The organism is Polaromonas sp. CG_9.11 (assembly GCF_015752225.1).
GTDB lineage: Bacteria > Pseudomonadota > Gammaproteobacteria > Burkholderiales > Burkholderiaceae_C > Polaromonas.
Genome location: NZ_JADOVE010000010.1, coordinates 32632 through 47492, shown reverse-complemented (window position 1 = coordinate 47492; position 14861 = coordinate 32632). Strand labels below are relative to the sequence as shown.

General features: G+C 59.3%; 13 protein-coding genes and 2 tRNA genes. 3 read left to right on the top strand and 12 right to left on the bottom strand.

Features of this window, described 5'->3' with window-relative positions; translation table 11 throughout:
• Nucleotides 1-152: 152 nt before the first annotated feature.
• The 8 genes from clpB to IWX85_RS10000 all read right to left on the bottom strand — a co-directional run bounded on the left by clpB (nt 153) and on the right by IWX85_RS10000 (nt 9614).
• Nucleotides 153-2756 (bottom strand): ATP-dependent chaperone ClpB, encoded by a 2604-nt coding sequence (clpB, locus tag IWX85_RS10035; protein ID WP_196869634.1) that lies wholly within the window; start codon nt 2754-2756, stop codon nt 153-155.
• Nucleotides 2757-2893: 137 nt separating this feature from the next.
• On the bottom strand, nt 2894-3367 hold the full coding sequence (gene moaE / locus IWX85_RS10030) for a molybdopterin synthase catalytic subunit MoaE (RefSeq protein WP_196869633.1): 474 nt from the start codon (nt 3365-3367) through the stop codon (nt 2894-2896).
• 5 nt (nt 3368-3372) lie between these two features.
• The gene (locus IWX85_RS10025) at nt 3373-3624 is read right to left on the bottom strand and encodes a MoaD/ThiS family protein (RefSeq protein ID WP_036804412.1); all 252 of its coding nucleotides are present in this window, start codon (nt 3622-3624) and stop codon (nt 3373-3375) included.
• Nucleotides 3625-3637: 13 nt separating this feature from the next.
• Nucleotides 3638-4903 carry a gephyrin-like molybdotransferase Glp gene (gene glp / locus IWX85_RS10020; protein ID WP_196869632.1) on the bottom strand — a complete coding sequence of 422 codons (1266 nt, stop codon included), beginning with the start codon at nt 4901-4903 and terminating at the stop codon, nt 3638-3640.
• Between the two features lie 30 nt (nt 4904-4933).
• The gene (gene mobB, locus IWX85_RS10015) at nt 4934-5470 is read right to left on the bottom strand and encodes a molybdopterin-guanine dinucleotide biosynthesis protein B (protein ID WP_036804414.1); all 537 of its coding nucleotides are present in this window, start codon (nt 5468-5470) and stop codon (nt 4934-4936) included.
• 78 nt (nt 5471-5548) lie between these two features.
• Complete coding sequence (gene thrC, locus IWX85_RS10010) at nt 5549-6976, bottom strand: threonine synthase (protein ID WP_196869631.1); 1428 nt, start codon at nt 6974-6976, stop codon at nt 5549-5551.
• Nucleotides 6976-8298, bottom strand: a complete 1323-nt coding sequence (locus IWX85_RS10005; RefSeq protein ID WP_196869691.1) for a homoserine dehydrogenase — start codon at nt 8296-8298, stop codon at nt 6976-6978. The genes thrC and IWX85_RS10005 overlap by 1 nt, the downstream gene beginning before the upstream one ends.
• A gap of 92 nt (nt 8299-8390) precedes the next feature.
• The gene (locus IWX85_RS10000) at nt 8391-9614 is read right to left on the bottom strand and encodes a pyridoxal phosphate-dependent aminotransferase (protein WP_196869630.1); all 1224 of its coding nucleotides are present in this window, start codon (nt 9612-9614) and stop codon (nt 8391-8393) included.
• Between the two features lie 200 nt (nt 9615-9814).
• On the opposite strand from IWX85_RS10000, the gene IWX85_RS09995 reads away from it, so the two are divergent.
• The 3 genes from IWX85_RS09995 (at nt 9815) to IWX85_RS09985 (ending at nt 12652) form a co-directional block, all read left to right on the top strand.
• Entirely contained in the window at nt 9815-10207 is a 393-nt protein-coding gene (locus IWX85_RS09995) for an Mth938-like domain-containing protein (protein ID WP_196869629.1), read from the top strand.
• Nucleotides 10208-10336: 129 nt separating this feature from the next.
• Entirely contained in the window at nt 10337-10813 is a 477-nt protein-coding gene (locus IWX85_RS09990) for a peroxiredoxin (RefSeq protein ID WP_036804424.1), read from the top strand.
• A gap of 153 nt (nt 10814-10966) precedes the next feature.
• Nucleotides 10967-12652 (top strand): PhoH family protein, encoded by a 1686-nt coding sequence (locus IWX85_RS09985; RefSeq protein WP_036804426.1) that lies wholly within the window; start codon nt 10967-10969, stop codon nt 12650-12652.
• A gap of 255 nt (nt 12653-12907) precedes the next feature.
• Here the strand turns inward: IWX85_RS09985 and IWX85_RS09980 are convergent.
• The 4 genes from IWX85_RS09980 to ybgF form a co-directional block, all read right to left on the bottom strand.
• Nucleotides 12908-12983 (bottom strand) — tRNA-Lys (locus IWX85_RS09980).
• 8 nt (nt 12984-12991) lie between these two features.
• Nucleotides 12992-13067 (bottom strand) — tRNA-Lys (locus IWX85_RS09975).
• A 76-nt stretch (nt 13068-13143) separates the two neighbouring features.
• Nucleotides 13144-13983 carry a ThiF family adenylyltransferase gene (locus IWX85_RS09970; RefSeq protein ID WP_036804438.1) on the bottom strand — a complete coding sequence of 280 codons (840 nt, stop codon included), beginning with the start codon at nt 13981-13983 and terminating at the stop codon, nt 13144-13146.
• Between the two features lie 105 nt (nt 13984-14088).
• Nucleotides 14089-14811 carry a tol-pal system protein YbgF gene (gene ybgF, locus IWX85_RS09965; protein WP_196869690.1) on the bottom strand — a complete coding sequence of 241 codons (723 nt, stop codon included), beginning with the start codon at nt 14809-14811 and terminating at the stop codon, nt 14089-14091.
• Between the last annotated feature and the right edge of the window lie 50 nt (nt 14812-14861).

Here is a 14861-nt window from a genome sequence, read left to right as displayed (position 1 = left end):
TTTTTCGCGTTACCTCACGAGATTCCTGCCTTCGCAGGACTGACAAGGCGCAAAGTGAAGCGGTGACCTTCAATTAAAGGCAAAAATTGCCTTTGCCGCATGCGTGGCGGGCGCAAGACGCTATTTAAAAAATAGCAGCTTGCGCCCTTTTTTCACGCTTGCTCCGCCACCGTGAACTTGAACACGCCGGGTTCGCGGATCGGGTCCACATCGACGGGAATCGTGCTTTTTGGCGGAAAGCGGCCTTCGAGCAGCAATTTGGACAGCGGGTTTTCAATCCGCTGCTGAATGGCGCGCTTGAGCGGCCGCGCGCCAAACACCGGGTCAAAGCCCACCTTGGCCAGTTCGGCAATGGCCGCTTCCGATACCTCCAGCGTCAGCTCCATCTTGGCCAGGCGTTCGAGCAACACCTTGAGCTGAATACGTGCAATTGATTCAATGTTTTTCGCGTCCAGAGAATGGAATACCACCGTTTCGTCGATCCGGTTCAGGAACTCCGGCCGGAAATAGTTTTTCAGCTCGTCGGTCACTGCATCCTTGACCTCCTCGTAAGGCTTGCCGACCATCGACTGGATGATCGGCGAGCCGATGTTGCTGGTCATGACGATCACGGTGTTCTTGAAATCGACCGTGCGGCCCTGCCCGTCGGTCAGCCGGCCATCGTCAAGCACCTGCAGCAGCACGTTGAACACGTCCGGATGGGCTTTTTCAATCTCGTCGAGCAGCAGCACGCTGTAGGGCTTGCGGCGCACGGCCTCGGTCAGGTGGCCGCCCTCCTCGTAGCCCACATAGCCTGGCGGCGCGCCAATCAGGCGGGCGACTGAATGCTTTTCCATGAACTCGCTCATGTCGACGCGGATCAGGTGGTCTTCGCTGTCGAACAGGAAACCGGCCAGTGCCTTGCACAGCTCAGTCTTGCCAACGCCGGTGGGGCCGAGAAACAGAAAGGATCCCGTGGGGCGGTTCGGGTCCGAAAGGCCCGAGCGCGAGCGGCGAATGGCGTTGGCCACGGCAGCAATTGCCTCGTCCTGGCCGACCACGCGATCGTGCAGCTTGACTTCCATTTGCAGCAGCTTTTCGCGCTCGCCCTGCATCATCTTGGCCACCGGAATACCGGTGGCGCGGCTGACCACTTCGGCGATTTCCTCGGCGCCGACCTGCGTGCGCAGCAGCTTGGGCGCATGGCTGGCGTCCTTTTTCGCTTCGCTGTCCTGCGCCGCCTTCAGGCGTTTTTCCAGGTCGGGCAGCTTGCCGTACTGCAGTTCGGCCACCTTGTTGAAGTCGCCCTTGCGGGTGAACTCTTCAATCTGGAAGCGAATGCTGTCACGCTCTTCCAGCAGACCTTTGGAGCCTTGGTCTTCCGCCTTTTCGGCCTGCCAGATTTCATCGAGGTCGGCAATTTCCTTTTGCAGCTTCCCGATTTCCTCTTCAATCAGGCCAAAGCGCTTGAGCGAGGATTCATCTTTTTCACGGCGCACGGCCTCGCGTTCAATCTGCAATTGAATCAGGCGGCGGTCCAGCTTGTCCAGAATTTCCGGTTTGGAATCAATCTCGATCCGGACCTTGGCAGCCGCTTCGTCGATCAAATCAATCGCCTTGTCGGGCAAAAACCGGTCGGTGATGTAGCGGTGACTCAGTTCGGCAGCGGCGACGATGGCCGGGTCGGTGATTTGCACGCCGTGGTGCGCCTCGTATTTTTCTTGCAAGCCGCGCAGGATGGCAATAGTGGCTTCCACGGTCGGCTCGCCGACCAGGATCTTCTGGAAGCGGCGCTCCAGCGCGGCATCTTTTTCGATGTACTTGCGGTATTCGTCCAGCGTGGTGGCGCCGACACAGTGCAGTTCGCCACGCGCCAGCGCGGGTTTGAGCATGTTGCCGGCGTCCATCGCGCCTTCGGCCTTGCCAGCGCCGACCATCGTGTGCAGCTCGTCAATGAACACAATCGTCTGACCCTCGTCCTTGGCCAGTTCCTTGAGCACGTTTTTCAGGCGTTCCTCGAACTCGCCGCGAAACTTGGCGCCGGCCAGCAAGGCCGCCATGTCCAGGCTCAACACGCGCTTGCCCTTGAGCGAATCAGGTACCTCGCCGGCGACGATGCGCTGGGCCAGGCCTTCGACAATGGCGGTCTTGCCGACGCCGGGCTCGCCGATCAGCACCGGGTTGTTCTTGGTGCGGCGCTGCAGCACCTGGATGGCGCGGCGAATCTCGTCGTCGCGGCCGATCACCGGGTCGAGCTTGCCCAAGCGAGCGCGCTCGGTCAGGTCGATGGTGTACTTGGTCAGGGCTTCGCGCTGGCCTTCGGCGTCCGCGCTGTTGACATTCTGGCCGCCGCGCACTGCGTCAATGGCCGCTTCGAGCGCCTTGCGGGTCAGGCCGTTCTCGCGGGCGATCTTGCCCACGTCGGCCTTGCTGTCGGTCAGCGCCAGCAAAAAGAGTTCGCCGGCAATGAACTGGTCGCTGCGCTTGATGGCTTCCTTCTCGGTGGCCTGCAGCAGCCGGGCGAGTTCCTGGCCGACCTGGACCTGCTCCTGGCCCTGCACCTGGGGCAGCTTCTTGACGGCGGCGTCGGCGGCCTGCATCAAGCCCTTGAGGTTGACGCCGGCGCGCTCAAGCAACGCGCGCGGACCGTCGTCCTGGCGCAGCATGGCGGCCAGCAGATGCGCCGGCTCGATGTAGTTGTTGTCGTTGGTCAAGGCCAGGGTCTGGGCTTCGCTCAGGGCTTCCTGGAACTTGGTGGTGAGTTTGTCTTGTCGCATGAGGTCTCCGGTGGAACTTGAATCAATTCAGACCCTGCGAATCTTGGGGCTTTTGTGGCGCTTTACAAGCAGCAGGAATGCCGCAAGTCGCTCCGGCTGGCTTTTGCTTGATGAAGGTCAAGCCCGGATCACGCAGTTCAGGCGTTCGACGCGCTGATGCCCCATTTGGCCAGCGCGGCATCGTCGCTCACCCGCGCATCGACCCAGCGCGCGCCCTCTGGCGTTTCTTCCTTTTTCCAGAACGGCGCCTGGGTCTTGAGGTAGTCCATCAGGAATTCGCACGCCTTGAAACTTTCGCCCCGGTGCGCCGAGGTGACGGCCACCATCACCACCTGGTCAAGCGGCTGGAGCAGTCCGACCCGGTGGACCACCCGCGCGGCAAAGATGTCAAAGCGCGCCATCGCCTCGTCGATCATCGCCTCGATGGCTTTTTCGGTCATGCCGGGGTAGTGCTCCAGTTCCATGCTGCTGACGCTCAAGCCGTCATTGCGGTCGCGCACCGTGCCGGTGAAGGTGCACACGGCGCCGACGCGCTGGTCGCCGCTGCGCAGCGCTTCAACCTCGTCGGACAAATTAAAGTCGCCGGTCTGGACTGTGACACGCGCCGCCATGCTGCTCAGCCTCCGGTCACCGGGGGGAAAAACGCGATTTCGCAACCATCGGTCAGCAGCGCCGCTTCGCCGGTCATGACCTGGTTCACGGCCATGCGAACCGCCCGGCCGCGCGCCAGGCTGGCGGCATGCGCCGGGCTGGCGGCCAGCAGTTCGTCACGCAGGTCCGCCAGGTTCAAGGCGGACGTCTCGCGCGACTCGCTGCTGTGCCCGATGGCCTCGCGGATCGAGGCAAAGTACTTGATGGTGACGTTCATGTGCAAGAGGCTTTCACGACAGCAGCGCCGAAAACGGGATGAAACGCACCGTGTCGCCGTGCGAAATGGTCTGGCCCGCCGGGTTGTCCACCAGCCCGTCGCCCCAGACCGCCGAGGTCAGCACGCCCGAACTCTGGTTGCCGAACAGGTCCAGCGCGCCTGCTGCATTCAGCCTGACGCGCAGGAATTCACGGCGTTTGTCGGCTTTTGGCCAATCAAAATCAGCGCGAAGCGCTAGTGATTCAGGCGCAAACCCGGTTGCCCCCTGCAGCGTGAGGATGAAAGGACGCACCAGCAGCAAGAAGGTCACGAAGCTCGACACCGGGTTGCCCGGCAGGCCGATGAAATGGGCAGCGCCCACTTTTCCATAGGCAAAAGGTTTACCCGGCTTGATCGCAATCTGCCACAAGTTGAGTGTTCCCAGCGCCTGCACCGCAGGCTTGATGTGGTCTTCCTCGCCCACCGACACGCCGCCGCTGGTCAGGATCAGGTCATGGTGCTGGCTGGCGTCCTGGAGCGCGTCGATCGTCGCTTCAAGCCGGTCGGGCACGATGCCCAGGTCGGTCACGGTGCAGCCCAGCCGCTGCAGCAAGGCCTTCAGGAAAAAACGGTTGGAGTTGTAAATTGCGCCGGGCTTCATGTCGGCAGGCGCCACATCGCCGGGCATCACCAGCTCGTCGCCAGTGGAAAACAGCGCCACCCGAACCCGTGGCGCGACCTGGAGCCGGTCAAATCCAATGCTCGCGGCCAGCCCGAGGGACGCAGGCGAAAGGCGTGTTCCGCGTTCCAGCACGACTGCGCCGGCGGCCACGTCTTCGCCACGGCGCCGTATCCACTGGCCAGGCCGGGGCTGCGTGGCGATGCGGATACCGCCCTCGACGGCTTCGCAGTCTTCCTGCATCACCACTGCATCGGCGCCCGGCGGCATCGGCGCGCCGGTAAAGATTCGCGCAGCGCTTGCCGCCGCCAGCGCATGCCCGCTGCTGCCGGCCGGAATGCGCTGGCTGACGGGCGACAGCGTGCCGACGCCAAGCCAGTCGGCGCAGCGCACCGCGTAGCCATCCATCGAGCTGTTGTCATGCGCCGGCACGTCAAGGGCAGACAGCAGGTCCTGCGCCAGGACGCGGCCATCGGCATCGAACGTCGAGATACTTTCGGCGGGCGCCAGCGGCACGGCGAAAGCCAGCAGTTCGGCCAGCGCCAGGTCAAGCGGCTTCAGCTGGGCGCGCTCGGGACGTGCAGAGGTAAAAAGGCTGGAAGGAGTGGGAACTGAACGCATGGCGGGGTGTCCGGAACAAAGAAAAACGACTCAGCCGAGCCGGTCCTCAAACGAATAATCAAACCGGTCCTGATTGTTGACCAGGAAATCGGCCACGGCGTCGGTGTCGTTCAAATCCAGCACCGGACGCAAGGTGGCCACCGGCAACTGGCCGGGGGAATCGGTGGCGATCGCCACCACGTAATCGTCGTCGCGGTAGCGCGTCGGCTTGCCGGACGAAGCCCGCCAGACCTCGATCTTGAGCAGGTCGCTGTGCTTGAAGCCTTCGACCAGCACCCAGTCCACGCCTTCGTACAACTCGGCGATCAAATGGTGCACCGTGAGTTCGGCGGGCTGCTCAAACTCGCGTATCAGCGCCAGCCGGTTGCTCGATGCCACGACCACCTCGAAGGCGCCGGCTTCGCGGTGGCGGAAGGTGTCCTTGCCGGGATGGTCGATGTCAAACTTGTGGTGTGCATGCTTGATGACCGACACCCGCAGGCCGCGCAGCTTGAGCGCGGGAATCAGCTTTTCGACCAGCGTGGTCTTGCCCGAGCCCGAGTAGCCGGCAAATCCGATGACCTTCATCGGGCAGCCTCCATACAGCACAAAATGCTATCAAATAAATAGCTATCTATGCCCGTGGAACGTGCGCACGCGGCCAATTTAATGCACATTTTCGGTAATGTACTGCTTGATCGCCGCGGCATCGGCCGGCAGCAGCTTGACCCGCTTGGGCAGGGCTTCGATGCCCTCGAAGCCCGCAGGCCGCACGGGCGGCTGGCCCAGCGCCTCTTCAATGGTGGCGGCGAACTTGATCGGCAATGCGGTTTCCAGCACGATCATCGGAACGCCGGGCTGCAAATGCTCGCGCGCCACCTTCACGCCGTCAGCGGTGTGGGTGTCAACCATCGTGCCAAAACGCTGCCAGGTGTCCCGAATCGTCGCCAGCCGGTCGGCGTGCAGGCTCTTGCCGCTGACAAAACCGTAACGACCTGCGGCCATGGCAAACACCGGGTCGGCACCCAGCTCGAAACTCCCCTGGCTGGCAATCTGGTCGTGAAACAGCGCGCGCACCCGGCCGCCGTCGCGGCCCAGCAAATCGAACACAAAGCGCTCGAAGTTCGAAGCCTTGGAAATGTCCATTGACGGGCTGGAGGTCTCCATGGTGTCGGCACTCGTCCGAACGCGGTAGATGCCGGTGCGGAAAAATTCGTCAAGCACGTCGTTCTCGTTGGTGGCCACGACCAGCCGGTCGATCGGCAGCCCCATGCTGCGCGCCACATGGCCGGCGCAGACATTGCCGAAATTGCCCGACGGCACGGTGAAGCTGACTTTTTCTGCGTTCGACGTGGTGGCCTGAAAGTAGCCGGCGAAGTAGTACACCACCTGCGCCATCAGGCGCGCCCAGTTGATCGAGTTGACCGTGCCGATCTTGTACTGGCGCTTGAAAGCGAGGTCGTTGGACACGGCCTTGACGATGTCCTGGCAGTCGTCGAACACGCCGTCGATGGCAATGTTGTGGATGTTCTCGTCCTGCAGGCTGAACATTTGCGCTTGCTGGAAGGGGCTCATGCGGCCGTTCGGCGAGGTCATGAAAACCCGGACGCCTTTTTTGCCACGCATGGCATATTCGGCGGCGCTGCCGGTGTCGCCGCTGGTCGCGCCCAAAATATTCAGTTCTTCGCCGCGCCGCGCCAGTTCGTACTCGAACAGGTTGCCCAGCAGCTGCATGGCCATGTCCTTGAAGGCCAGCGTCGGCCCGTTGGACAGGGCTTCGAGGTACAGGCCGTCGCCCAGGGGGCGAAGCGGCACGATTTCCTTGCTGCCAAAGACTTGCTGGGTATAGGTCTTGTTGCAAATAGCCTTCAGGTCGGCGGCCGGGATGTCGTCGATGTACAGCGAAATCACTTCGAACGCCAGCTCGGCATAGCTCAGGCGGCGCCATTGGGTGAGCATGTCGTCATTGACCTGCGGATAGTACTCAGGCAGGTACAGACCGCCGTCGGGCGCCAGGCCTTCGAGCAGGATTTCACAAAAGCGCTTGCGCTCTGGCAGGTTGCCCGACGAAGCACGGGTGGAGATGTAATGCATCAGGCCAGTTCCTCCTTGCGAATGCGGGTGATGGGCGCCAGCACAGTGGGCAGTGCCTGCATCTGCGCGATGGCTTGGTTCATTTTGGCCTCGACGCAGTCATGCGTGAGGATGATCAGGTCGGTCTGGGTCGAGCCTTCGCCGCCCACTTCGTCGGCTTCGCGCTGCAATACCGCGTCAATGCTGATGCCGAACGATGCCAGGATGCCGGTGACATTGGCCAGCACGCCGGCTTCGTCGGCCACGTTCAGTCGCAGGTAATAGCTGGTGACCACCTCGCTCATCGGCACGATGGCCAGGTCGCTCATTTCATTGGGCTGGAAAGCCAGGTGCGGCACGCGGTGCTCCGGGTCGGCGGTGTGCAGCCGGGCAATATCGACCAGGTCGGCAATCACCGCGCTGGCGGTTGGCTCGCTGCCGGCGCCTTTGCCGTAGTACAGCGTGGTGCCGACAGCATCGCCGTGCACCACAACGGCGTTCATTGCGCCCTCGACATTGGCCAGCAGGCGCTTGGCCGGAATCAGGCTCGGGTGAACACGCAACTCGATACCCCCCGCCACGCGTTTGGTGATGCCCAGCAGCTTGATGCGGTAGCCCAGTTGCTCGGCATAGCGAATGTCCTGCGCCGCCAGGCTCGTGATGCCCTCGACATAGGCCTTGTCGAACTGCACCGGAATGCCGAAGGCAATCGCGCTCATCAGCGTCGCCTTGTGCGCGGCGTCCACGCCTTCGATGTCGAAGGTCGGGTCGGCTTCGGCGTAGCCCAGGCGCTGCGCTTCCTTGAGCACCACACCAAAGTCCAGGCCCTTGTCGCGCATTTCGGACAGGATGAAGTTGGTCGTGCCGTTGATGATGCCGGCAATCCACTGGATGGAATTGCCGGTCAGGCCTTCTCGCAGCGCCTTGATGATCGGAATGCCGCCAGCCACCGCCGCCTCGAAAGCGACCATCACACCTTTGCGCTGCGCAGCGGCAAAAATCTCGGTGCCATGCACGGCTAGCAGCGCCTTGTTGGCGGTCACGACATGCTTGCCCGACTCAATCGCTTCGAGCACCAGCGCCTTGGCAATGCCGTAGCCGCCGATGAGTTCGATCACGATGTCGATGTCCGGGCTGGCCACCACCTGGCGCGCGTCGTCCACCACCTGCACGCCGTCGCCCACCAAAGCCTGGGCGCGCGCCATGTCAAGGTCGGCCACCATGGTGATCTCGATGCCCCGACCAGCGCGGCGGCGAATTTCTGCCTGGTTGCGCTTGAGCACATTGAAGGTGCCACTGCCCACGGTTCCAACACCCAGAAGGCCTACCCGGATGGGGCTCAAATTCGTCGTCGTTTTTAGGTTCACCTGGTGTCCTGCGTGTCGTGGTTATGCGAACTGGCCGTTGAAAGGGCGCATCGGGAAATAAAAAAAACTCAGATCAGCTTGTTGCGGTATTTTTCAAGGAACAGGGCAATGCGGTTGATCGCTTCGCGCAGGTCTGCCTCGTGCGGCAAAAATACAATGCGGAAATGGTCGGGCGCGGCCCAGTTGAAACCGGTTCCCTGCACCAGCATGACCTTGGTTTCCTTGAGCAACTCAAGGAAAAACTGCCGGTCGTCGGTAATCGGATAGACCTCTGGATCCAGCTTGGGAAACATGTACAACGCGGCGCTTGGCTTGACACAACTCACGCCCGGAATGGCGGTGATCAGCGCATACGCCAGGTCGCGCTGGCGCCGCAGCCGACCGCCCGGGCAGGTCAGGTCATTGATGCTCTGGTAGCCACCCAAGGCTGTCTGAATCGCCCACTGGCCCGGCACGTTAGAGCACAGTTTCATGTTGGCCAGCATGTTCAGGCCTTCTATATAGTCCTGCGCCCTTTTTTTGGGGCCGGAGACCACCAGCCAGCCAGCCCGGTAGCCACAGGAGCGGTAGCTCTTGGACAGCGAATTGAAGGTCAGCGTCAACACGTCGGTGGACAAGCTGGCCAGCGCGGTGTGCCGGGCGTCGTCGTACAGCACCTTGTCATACACCTCGTCGGCCAGGATCACCAGGTTGTGTTCACGCGCGATCTCGACAATGCTTTTGAGCAGTGAATCCGAGTACAGCGCGCCAGTCGGGTTGTTCGGGTTGATGACGACGATGCCCTTTGTCCGGGGTGTGATTTTGGCGCGGATGTCTTCCAGGCTGGGCATCCAGCCGTTGCTCTCGTCGCAGATGTAGTGCACAGGCGTTCCGCCTGCCAGGCTCACTGAAGCAGTCCACAGCGGATAATCGGGTGAAGGCAGCAGCAGCTCGTCACCGTTGTCGAGCAAGGCGTTGGTAGCCATCGAGATCAGCTCGCTGGCGCCATTTCCGAGGTAGATATCGTCCAGCAACACGCCCTTGATGCCCTGCTTTTGCGTCTCGTGCATCACCGCCTTGCGGGCTGCAAAAATACCCTTGCTGTCCGAATAGCCGCTAGAGGCCGGCAGGTTGCGGATCATGTCCTGCTGGACTTCCTCAGGCGCATCGAAACCGAAGACGGCCAGGTTGCCCAGGTTGAGCTTGATGAGCTTTTGTCCTTCTTCCTCCATCTGCTTGGCCGCGTCCATGATCGGACCACGAATGTCGTAAAGCACGTTGGCCAGTTTTGCAGACTTGGTGATCGGTTTCATGTCGCTATTGATAAAAGGTTGGGCATGGTCAGCTTTACTGATGGGACGCGCCAAAAGAGAAAAACCGGTGCCGCCACCCTGGTCTTTGGCGGAAACTATAATTTGACCACATAAAACACCGATTTTTACCTTCAACGCCACAGCTTGGCGGCAGTGGCCAGCCCGGTTGTTTGAGCAAAAGCCATAAACTTCAATAGCGTATGAAACTTCAACCAGATCGTCTTGATGTTCAATCCATTCTTGCCTACGGTACCGGATGGATCGGCCTCGGCAACAACGGTGTTGCTGAAAAAATTGACTACAGCGTCGTGATCGGCTCACGAGGAGAAAAGCTGGCATGGAATTGTCAAGGCTTTGGGCAACTGACCGCCGAGCACTTTGCGGTGCTGGCGGACATGGAGCCAGAACTGGTGATTTTCGGCAGCGGCACGCGCCTGCGGTTTCCTCCTCCAGCCTTTTTGCGTGGCCTGATGGAGCAGCGGATTGGCCTGGAAACCATGGACACCCTTGCAGCCTGTCGTACCTACAACATTCTGGCCGGCGAAGGCCGCCATGTGATTGCAGCCCTGCTGATTGATTCCAATGCAGCGTGAGAGCCGGGCGCTGTTCCTTTCAGCGTAAAATATAGGGTTGCACTTGGCACCGCACCCAATGAAGGATATCTGTCTTCACTGGCAAAGGCCGCGGCTAATTACAACTACTTTCGTCAGGGTACCCTTAGTATGGCAGTCGTCGTTAATAAACTTCTTCCCGAATTTGAAGCGTTCGCCACCGGCGGCCTTAAAGTTTCAAACCAAACGCACCTGGGCAAAGTGGTCGTGCTGTTTTTCTACCCAAAAGATAACACGCCGGGCTGCACCACCGAAGCGATGCAGTTTAGAGACCATTACAAGGATTTTCTCAAGGCCGGTGCAACCGTCTTTGGCGTTTCGCGCGACAACATGAAATCCCATGATGAATTCAAGTCCAAGCTGGAACTCCCCTTTGAACTTATCGCCGATACCGAAGAAAAGATGTGCCACATGTTTGGCGTGGTCAAGAACAAGATCATGTACGGAAAAAAAGTCAAGGGCATCGAGCGCAGCACCTTCCTGGTGGGCCCAGACGGCCTGTTAAAGGAAGAGTGGCGTGGCCTGAAGGTTCCCGGCCATGTCGAGGAAGTCCTGAAGGCGGTCAAGGGCCTCAAGAAAGAGGCCTAAAACCTGTCTCGTGTCTGTAGGGATGGCGGTCATTTGAGTTGTGCATAATGAGTTCATGCAATTGACCCAAGCGACTGCGTTCTAAAAAAACCGCCCCGGCTCCGGGGCGGCTTTTTTTATTTCTGAAACTTCATGTAAAGAGTTTTAAGCACCATGCCCCTGCCCCCCGCCCCGACCAAACGTGCTGCCCTCCTTTCACCAGACGTGCTCGATGCACTGGCAGGCGCGTCCGCAAAAGCACCACGAAAAGCCTCAAAACCGGTGGAGTTGACCAGCCAGCCTGTAGCCATCGGGCTGCTGCAAAGCAGTGTCGTCACAGAACTTGAACAACCCATCGTTTATGCAGAGAAAAAGGTCCGTCCCGCAGTGAATACGAGGGTAATTAGCTCTCGAAAAGAGAGCGTGCCGCATGCACAGCCCGCCTTCAGGCCCAAAAAGACCCGGCCGTCCAGCCAGCCCAAACTCTTCGTACTCGACACCAATGTCCTGATGCACGACCCGATGTGCCTGTTCCGCTTCGAGGAGCACGATATTTTCCTGCCGATGATAGTGCTGGAAGAACTCGACGGCCACAAGAAGGGCATGACGGAAGTGGCGCGCAATGCGCGCCAGACCAGCCGTACGCTTGATGGCCTCGCCGGAGCGAACGGCGCAGACATTGGCAAGGGCCTGAAGCTGAACACCACCGGGCACCCTGAAGCCAGCGGCTGCCTGTTTTTCCAGACCAAGGTGCTCGACTACACCTTGCCCATGAGCTTGCCACAGGGCAAGGCTGACAACCAGATCCTTGGTGTAGTCGAGGCCCTGCGCAAGGAATATGCATCACGCGAGGTCGTGTTGGTCTCCAAGGACATCAACATGCGCGTCAAGGCGCGTGCCCTGGGGCTTAATACCGACGACTACCAGAACGACAAGGTTCTTGAAGATGGCGACCTGCTGTATGCAGGCTCGCTTGCCTTGCCGCTTGACTTCTGGACGCGCCAGAGCAAAACCATTGAAAGCTGGCAGCAAGGCATCCACACCTTCTATCGAATTACCGGCCCAATTGTGCCGAGCCTGCTAATCAACCAGTTCGTGTTTTTCGAGTCTCCCGGCGAACCATCGCTGTATGCCCGGGTCACGGAAATCCAGGGAAAGACAGCGGTCCTGAAGACCCTGAAGGATTTCACCCACCTGAAGAACTCGGTCTGGGGCGTCACAATGCGCAACCGCGAACAAAATTTCGCCATGAATCTACTGATGGACCCGGAAGTGGACTTTGTTACCCTGGCCGGCACGGCAGGCACCGGCAAGACCCTCATGGCTTTGGCGAGCGGGCTGACGCAGGTGCTTGATGACCGGCGTTACACGGAAATAATCATGACCCGCGCCACAGTGTCAGTTGGCGAAGACATCGGCTTCCTTCCCGGCACCGAGGAAGAAAAAATGGGGCCGTGGATGGGCGCCCTTGACGACAACCTGGAAGTTCTTGGCAAAACCGACGGCGGCGCAGGCGAATGGGGCCGCGCTGCGACCAATGAACTGATCCGTTCGCGCATCAAGGTTAAGAGCATGAACTTCATGCGCGGTCGGACCTTTATGAACAAGTACGTCATCATTGATGAAGCGCAGAACCTGACGCCCAAGCAGATGAAGACCCTCATCACCCGCGCCGGGCCCGGCACCAAGATCGTCTGCATGGGCAATCTGGCGCAGATCGACACGCCCTACCTGACCGAAGGATCGTCGGGCATGACGTTTGCCGTCGACCGCTTCAAAGGTTGGCCGCATGGCGGGCACATCACTCTCGCGCGTGGCGAGCGCTCGCGTCTGGCCGATTTCGCCAGCGAAGTACTTTAAGGACACTTTTCCGAATTTGCTGTAGAAATGGCGCGACTACAGAAAACTTCAGGTTGCCCGTACCTGAGATTGGCCGAACATCAAGACACCCAGCCTAACCCGCTGGGTTTTTTTGTCTGATGTGTCTGGCTACATAGTGGTCACACGGTACAAAACCCAGCAACGGTGGCTACATGAGAAATTGAAGCCACCAATTAAAAAGCCCCGCGCTATCAATTAAGAAGCTACGGGGCTAGTGCCTTTGGGACTTTCGGCTGGTGGGTTCTGCGAGATTCGAACTCGCGACCTACGGATTAAGAGTCCGCTGCTCTACCAGCTGAGCTAAGAACCCAAAAAATTTGGTGGGACGTGCGGGGGTCGAACCCACGACAAACGGATTAAAAGTCCGCTGCTCTACCAACTGAGCTAACGTCCCAAGATTTTCATCTTGTTAGTACTATGCGTTTACAGCACAGCCTCAAATTATAACGTTCTTTAAACCATTTTCTGAATTAACCCGAAATTTTGTTGAGAACCCAACCGGCAGCGCACATGCCAAAGGTCGATGTCACGGTCACGATGGAACCATATCCATGACAATTCAAGCTGCCATCAGATGGTGTTGGCAGTGACGTGGACAAGCTCTCGTTTTCTGCCATGTTGTCGGAAAGTTCTTCGGTGTCTCGCGCAATGGAAGGCCTCGTGATCGGTTCACGGCTAAACACGCACACCACATTCATCCTGCCAGTCCGGGCTGCTTGGTGATCCTTGCGCAAGCGGGAACGGATTTGCGCCAGCAACGGGTCGTGTGTTACAGCCGACAGGTCTTCGATGTCTACCAGGTGCGCAAGCCGCTTTCCCCCTGCGGCCCCGACACTGATCAGACGGGCTTTGTTCTTCAGCGCCCACGCTGCCAGCGCAGTCTTGGCCTTTACCTGGTCACAGGCGTCAATAAAAGCCGTATTGCAGCCATCGGCTTGAAGATCAAAAGAAACAAGGTCAGGCCAGTTTTCCGCATCGACGAACTCCTCAATGCAGTCAACCCGGCATACTGGATTGATATGCGCAATACGTTCGCGCATGGCTTGCACCTTGGACTGTCCCAAGGTGGTATCAAGTGCATGAAGCTGTCGATTGATGTTGGACTCTGCAATGTGATCCAGGTCAATCAACGTCAGACGGGCCACGCCGCTGCGCGCCAAGGCTTCGGCCGCCCATGAGCCGACGCCGCCCAGGCCCACGACGACGACGTGTGCTGCCCGGATACGCGCAGCGCCGGCGACCCCGTAAAGACGTGCAAGTCCTCCAAAGCGGCGCTCAAGGTCTATGGCGATCAAGTCGGGCTCGTTCATCGTTTTTTGTTTCTTCTTACAGGCCAGGCATCGTGGTGAATCAGGACGGCAGTTACACGAAACTGCCATCAATTCAAAGGAAAGCCACGCCCAAAAAATACGTTGTTACTTGAGTTTCACAAGACGCTCCTTGGCAGCAGATGCAGCCTCGGATTGTGGAAAGGAAGTAATAAGCTCTTCCAGGGTTTTGCGTGCAGCCTTTGTATCTTTGAGTTCGACCTGGCAATTGGCCATTGACAAAAGCGCTTCTGGCGCCCGAGGATGCTGAGGGTCGGAAGTTGCCAGCATGTGAAAGTTTCCTGCTGCCGTCTTGTAGTCACGCAAGGCATATTGCGCATTGGCCAACCAGAACAAGGACGCTGATTTGTAGCCGCTTTGCGGGTAACGCTTCAAGAAAGCCGTGTAAGCCGCCTGCGCAGCGGCAAAATCACCTTTTCGCAGGTTGGCCAAGGCAGCTTCGAATTCCTGCTTTTCAGCAGGCTCTGCCTCAAACTCCCTTCCATCCATAGACACCTTGCCAGGCTCGATCTTTCGCAGACGCTCTTCCACGCCTTGGGCTACGTCCTTTTGCAAACGCCGAACGTCGGCAACTCCACGCGTCAACTGTTCATTTTGTCCACGTAACACAGCCATTTCACTGCGCAGGGATTCAATTTGGTTGGACAGGTCCAGCAAACTGCGCCGAAGTTGCACATTTTCTTCATTGCCTCTGCGAAGCTCTTCGGTCGTGCGCAACTGCGAAGCATCGACCTTTTGCCGCAAATCTAGAATTGCCCTGCGGGCGTCATCATCTTCAAACAAAGCCGCGCTGGCATTGAATGCCAGCATGCAGGACAGCACAGCAGAAAAAACTCTGGGTAGATTCACCGTGGGTTCGC

What these genes read in the sequence shown, in the direction of transcription:
- IWX85_RS10025 (WP_036804412.1), bottom strand. Translation starts at nt 3,624, where the DNA reads ATGAACGTCACCATCAAGTACTTTGCCTCGATCCGCGAGGCCATCGGG.
- IWX85_RS09995 (WP_196869629.1), top strand. Translation starts at nt 9,815, where the DNA reads ATGAAACTTCAACCAGATCGTCTTGATGTTCAATCCATTCTTGCCTAC.
- mobB (WP_036804414.1), bottom strand. Translation starts at nt 5,470, where the DNA reads ATGAAGGTCATCGGATTTGCCGGCTACTCGGGCTCGGGCAAGACCACG.
- moaE (WP_196869633.1), bottom strand. Translation starts at nt 3,367, where the DNA reads ATGGCGGCGCGTGTCACAGTCCAGACCGGCGACTTTAATTTGTCCGAC.
- IWX85_RS09970 (WP_036804438.1), bottom strand. Translation starts at nt 13,983, where the DNA reads ATGAACGAGCCCGACTTGATCGCCATAGACCTTGAGCGCCGCTTTGGA.
- ybgF (WP_196869690.1), bottom strand. Translation starts at nt 14,811, where the DNA reads ATGCTGGCATTCAATGCCAGCGCGGCTTTGTTTGAAGATGATGACGCC.
- thrC (WP_196869631.1), bottom strand. Translation starts at nt 6,976, where the DNA reads ATGCATTACATCTCCACCCGTGCTTCGTCGGGCAACCTGCCAGAGCGC.
- IWX85_RS09990 (WP_036804424.1), top strand. Translation starts at nt 10,337, where the DNA reads ATGGCAGTCGTCGTTAATAAACTTCTTCCCGAATTTGAAGCGTTCGCC.
- IWX85_RS09985 (WP_036804426.1), top strand. Translation starts at nt 10,967, where the DNA reads ATGCCCCTGCCCCCCGCCCCGACCAAACGTGCTGCCCTCCTTTCACCA.
- IWX85_RS10000 (WP_196869630.1), bottom strand. Translation starts at nt 9,614, where the DNA reads ATGAAACCGATCACCAAGTCTGCAAAACTGGCCAACGTGCTTTACGAC.
- glp (WP_196869632.1), bottom strand. Translation starts at nt 4,903, where the DNA reads ATGCGTTCAGTTCCCACTCCTTCCAGCCTTTTTACCTCTGCACGTCCC.
- clpB (WP_196869634.1), bottom strand. Translation starts at nt 2,756, where the DNA reads ATGCGACAAGACAAACTCACCACCAAGTTCCAGGAAGCCCTGAGCGAA.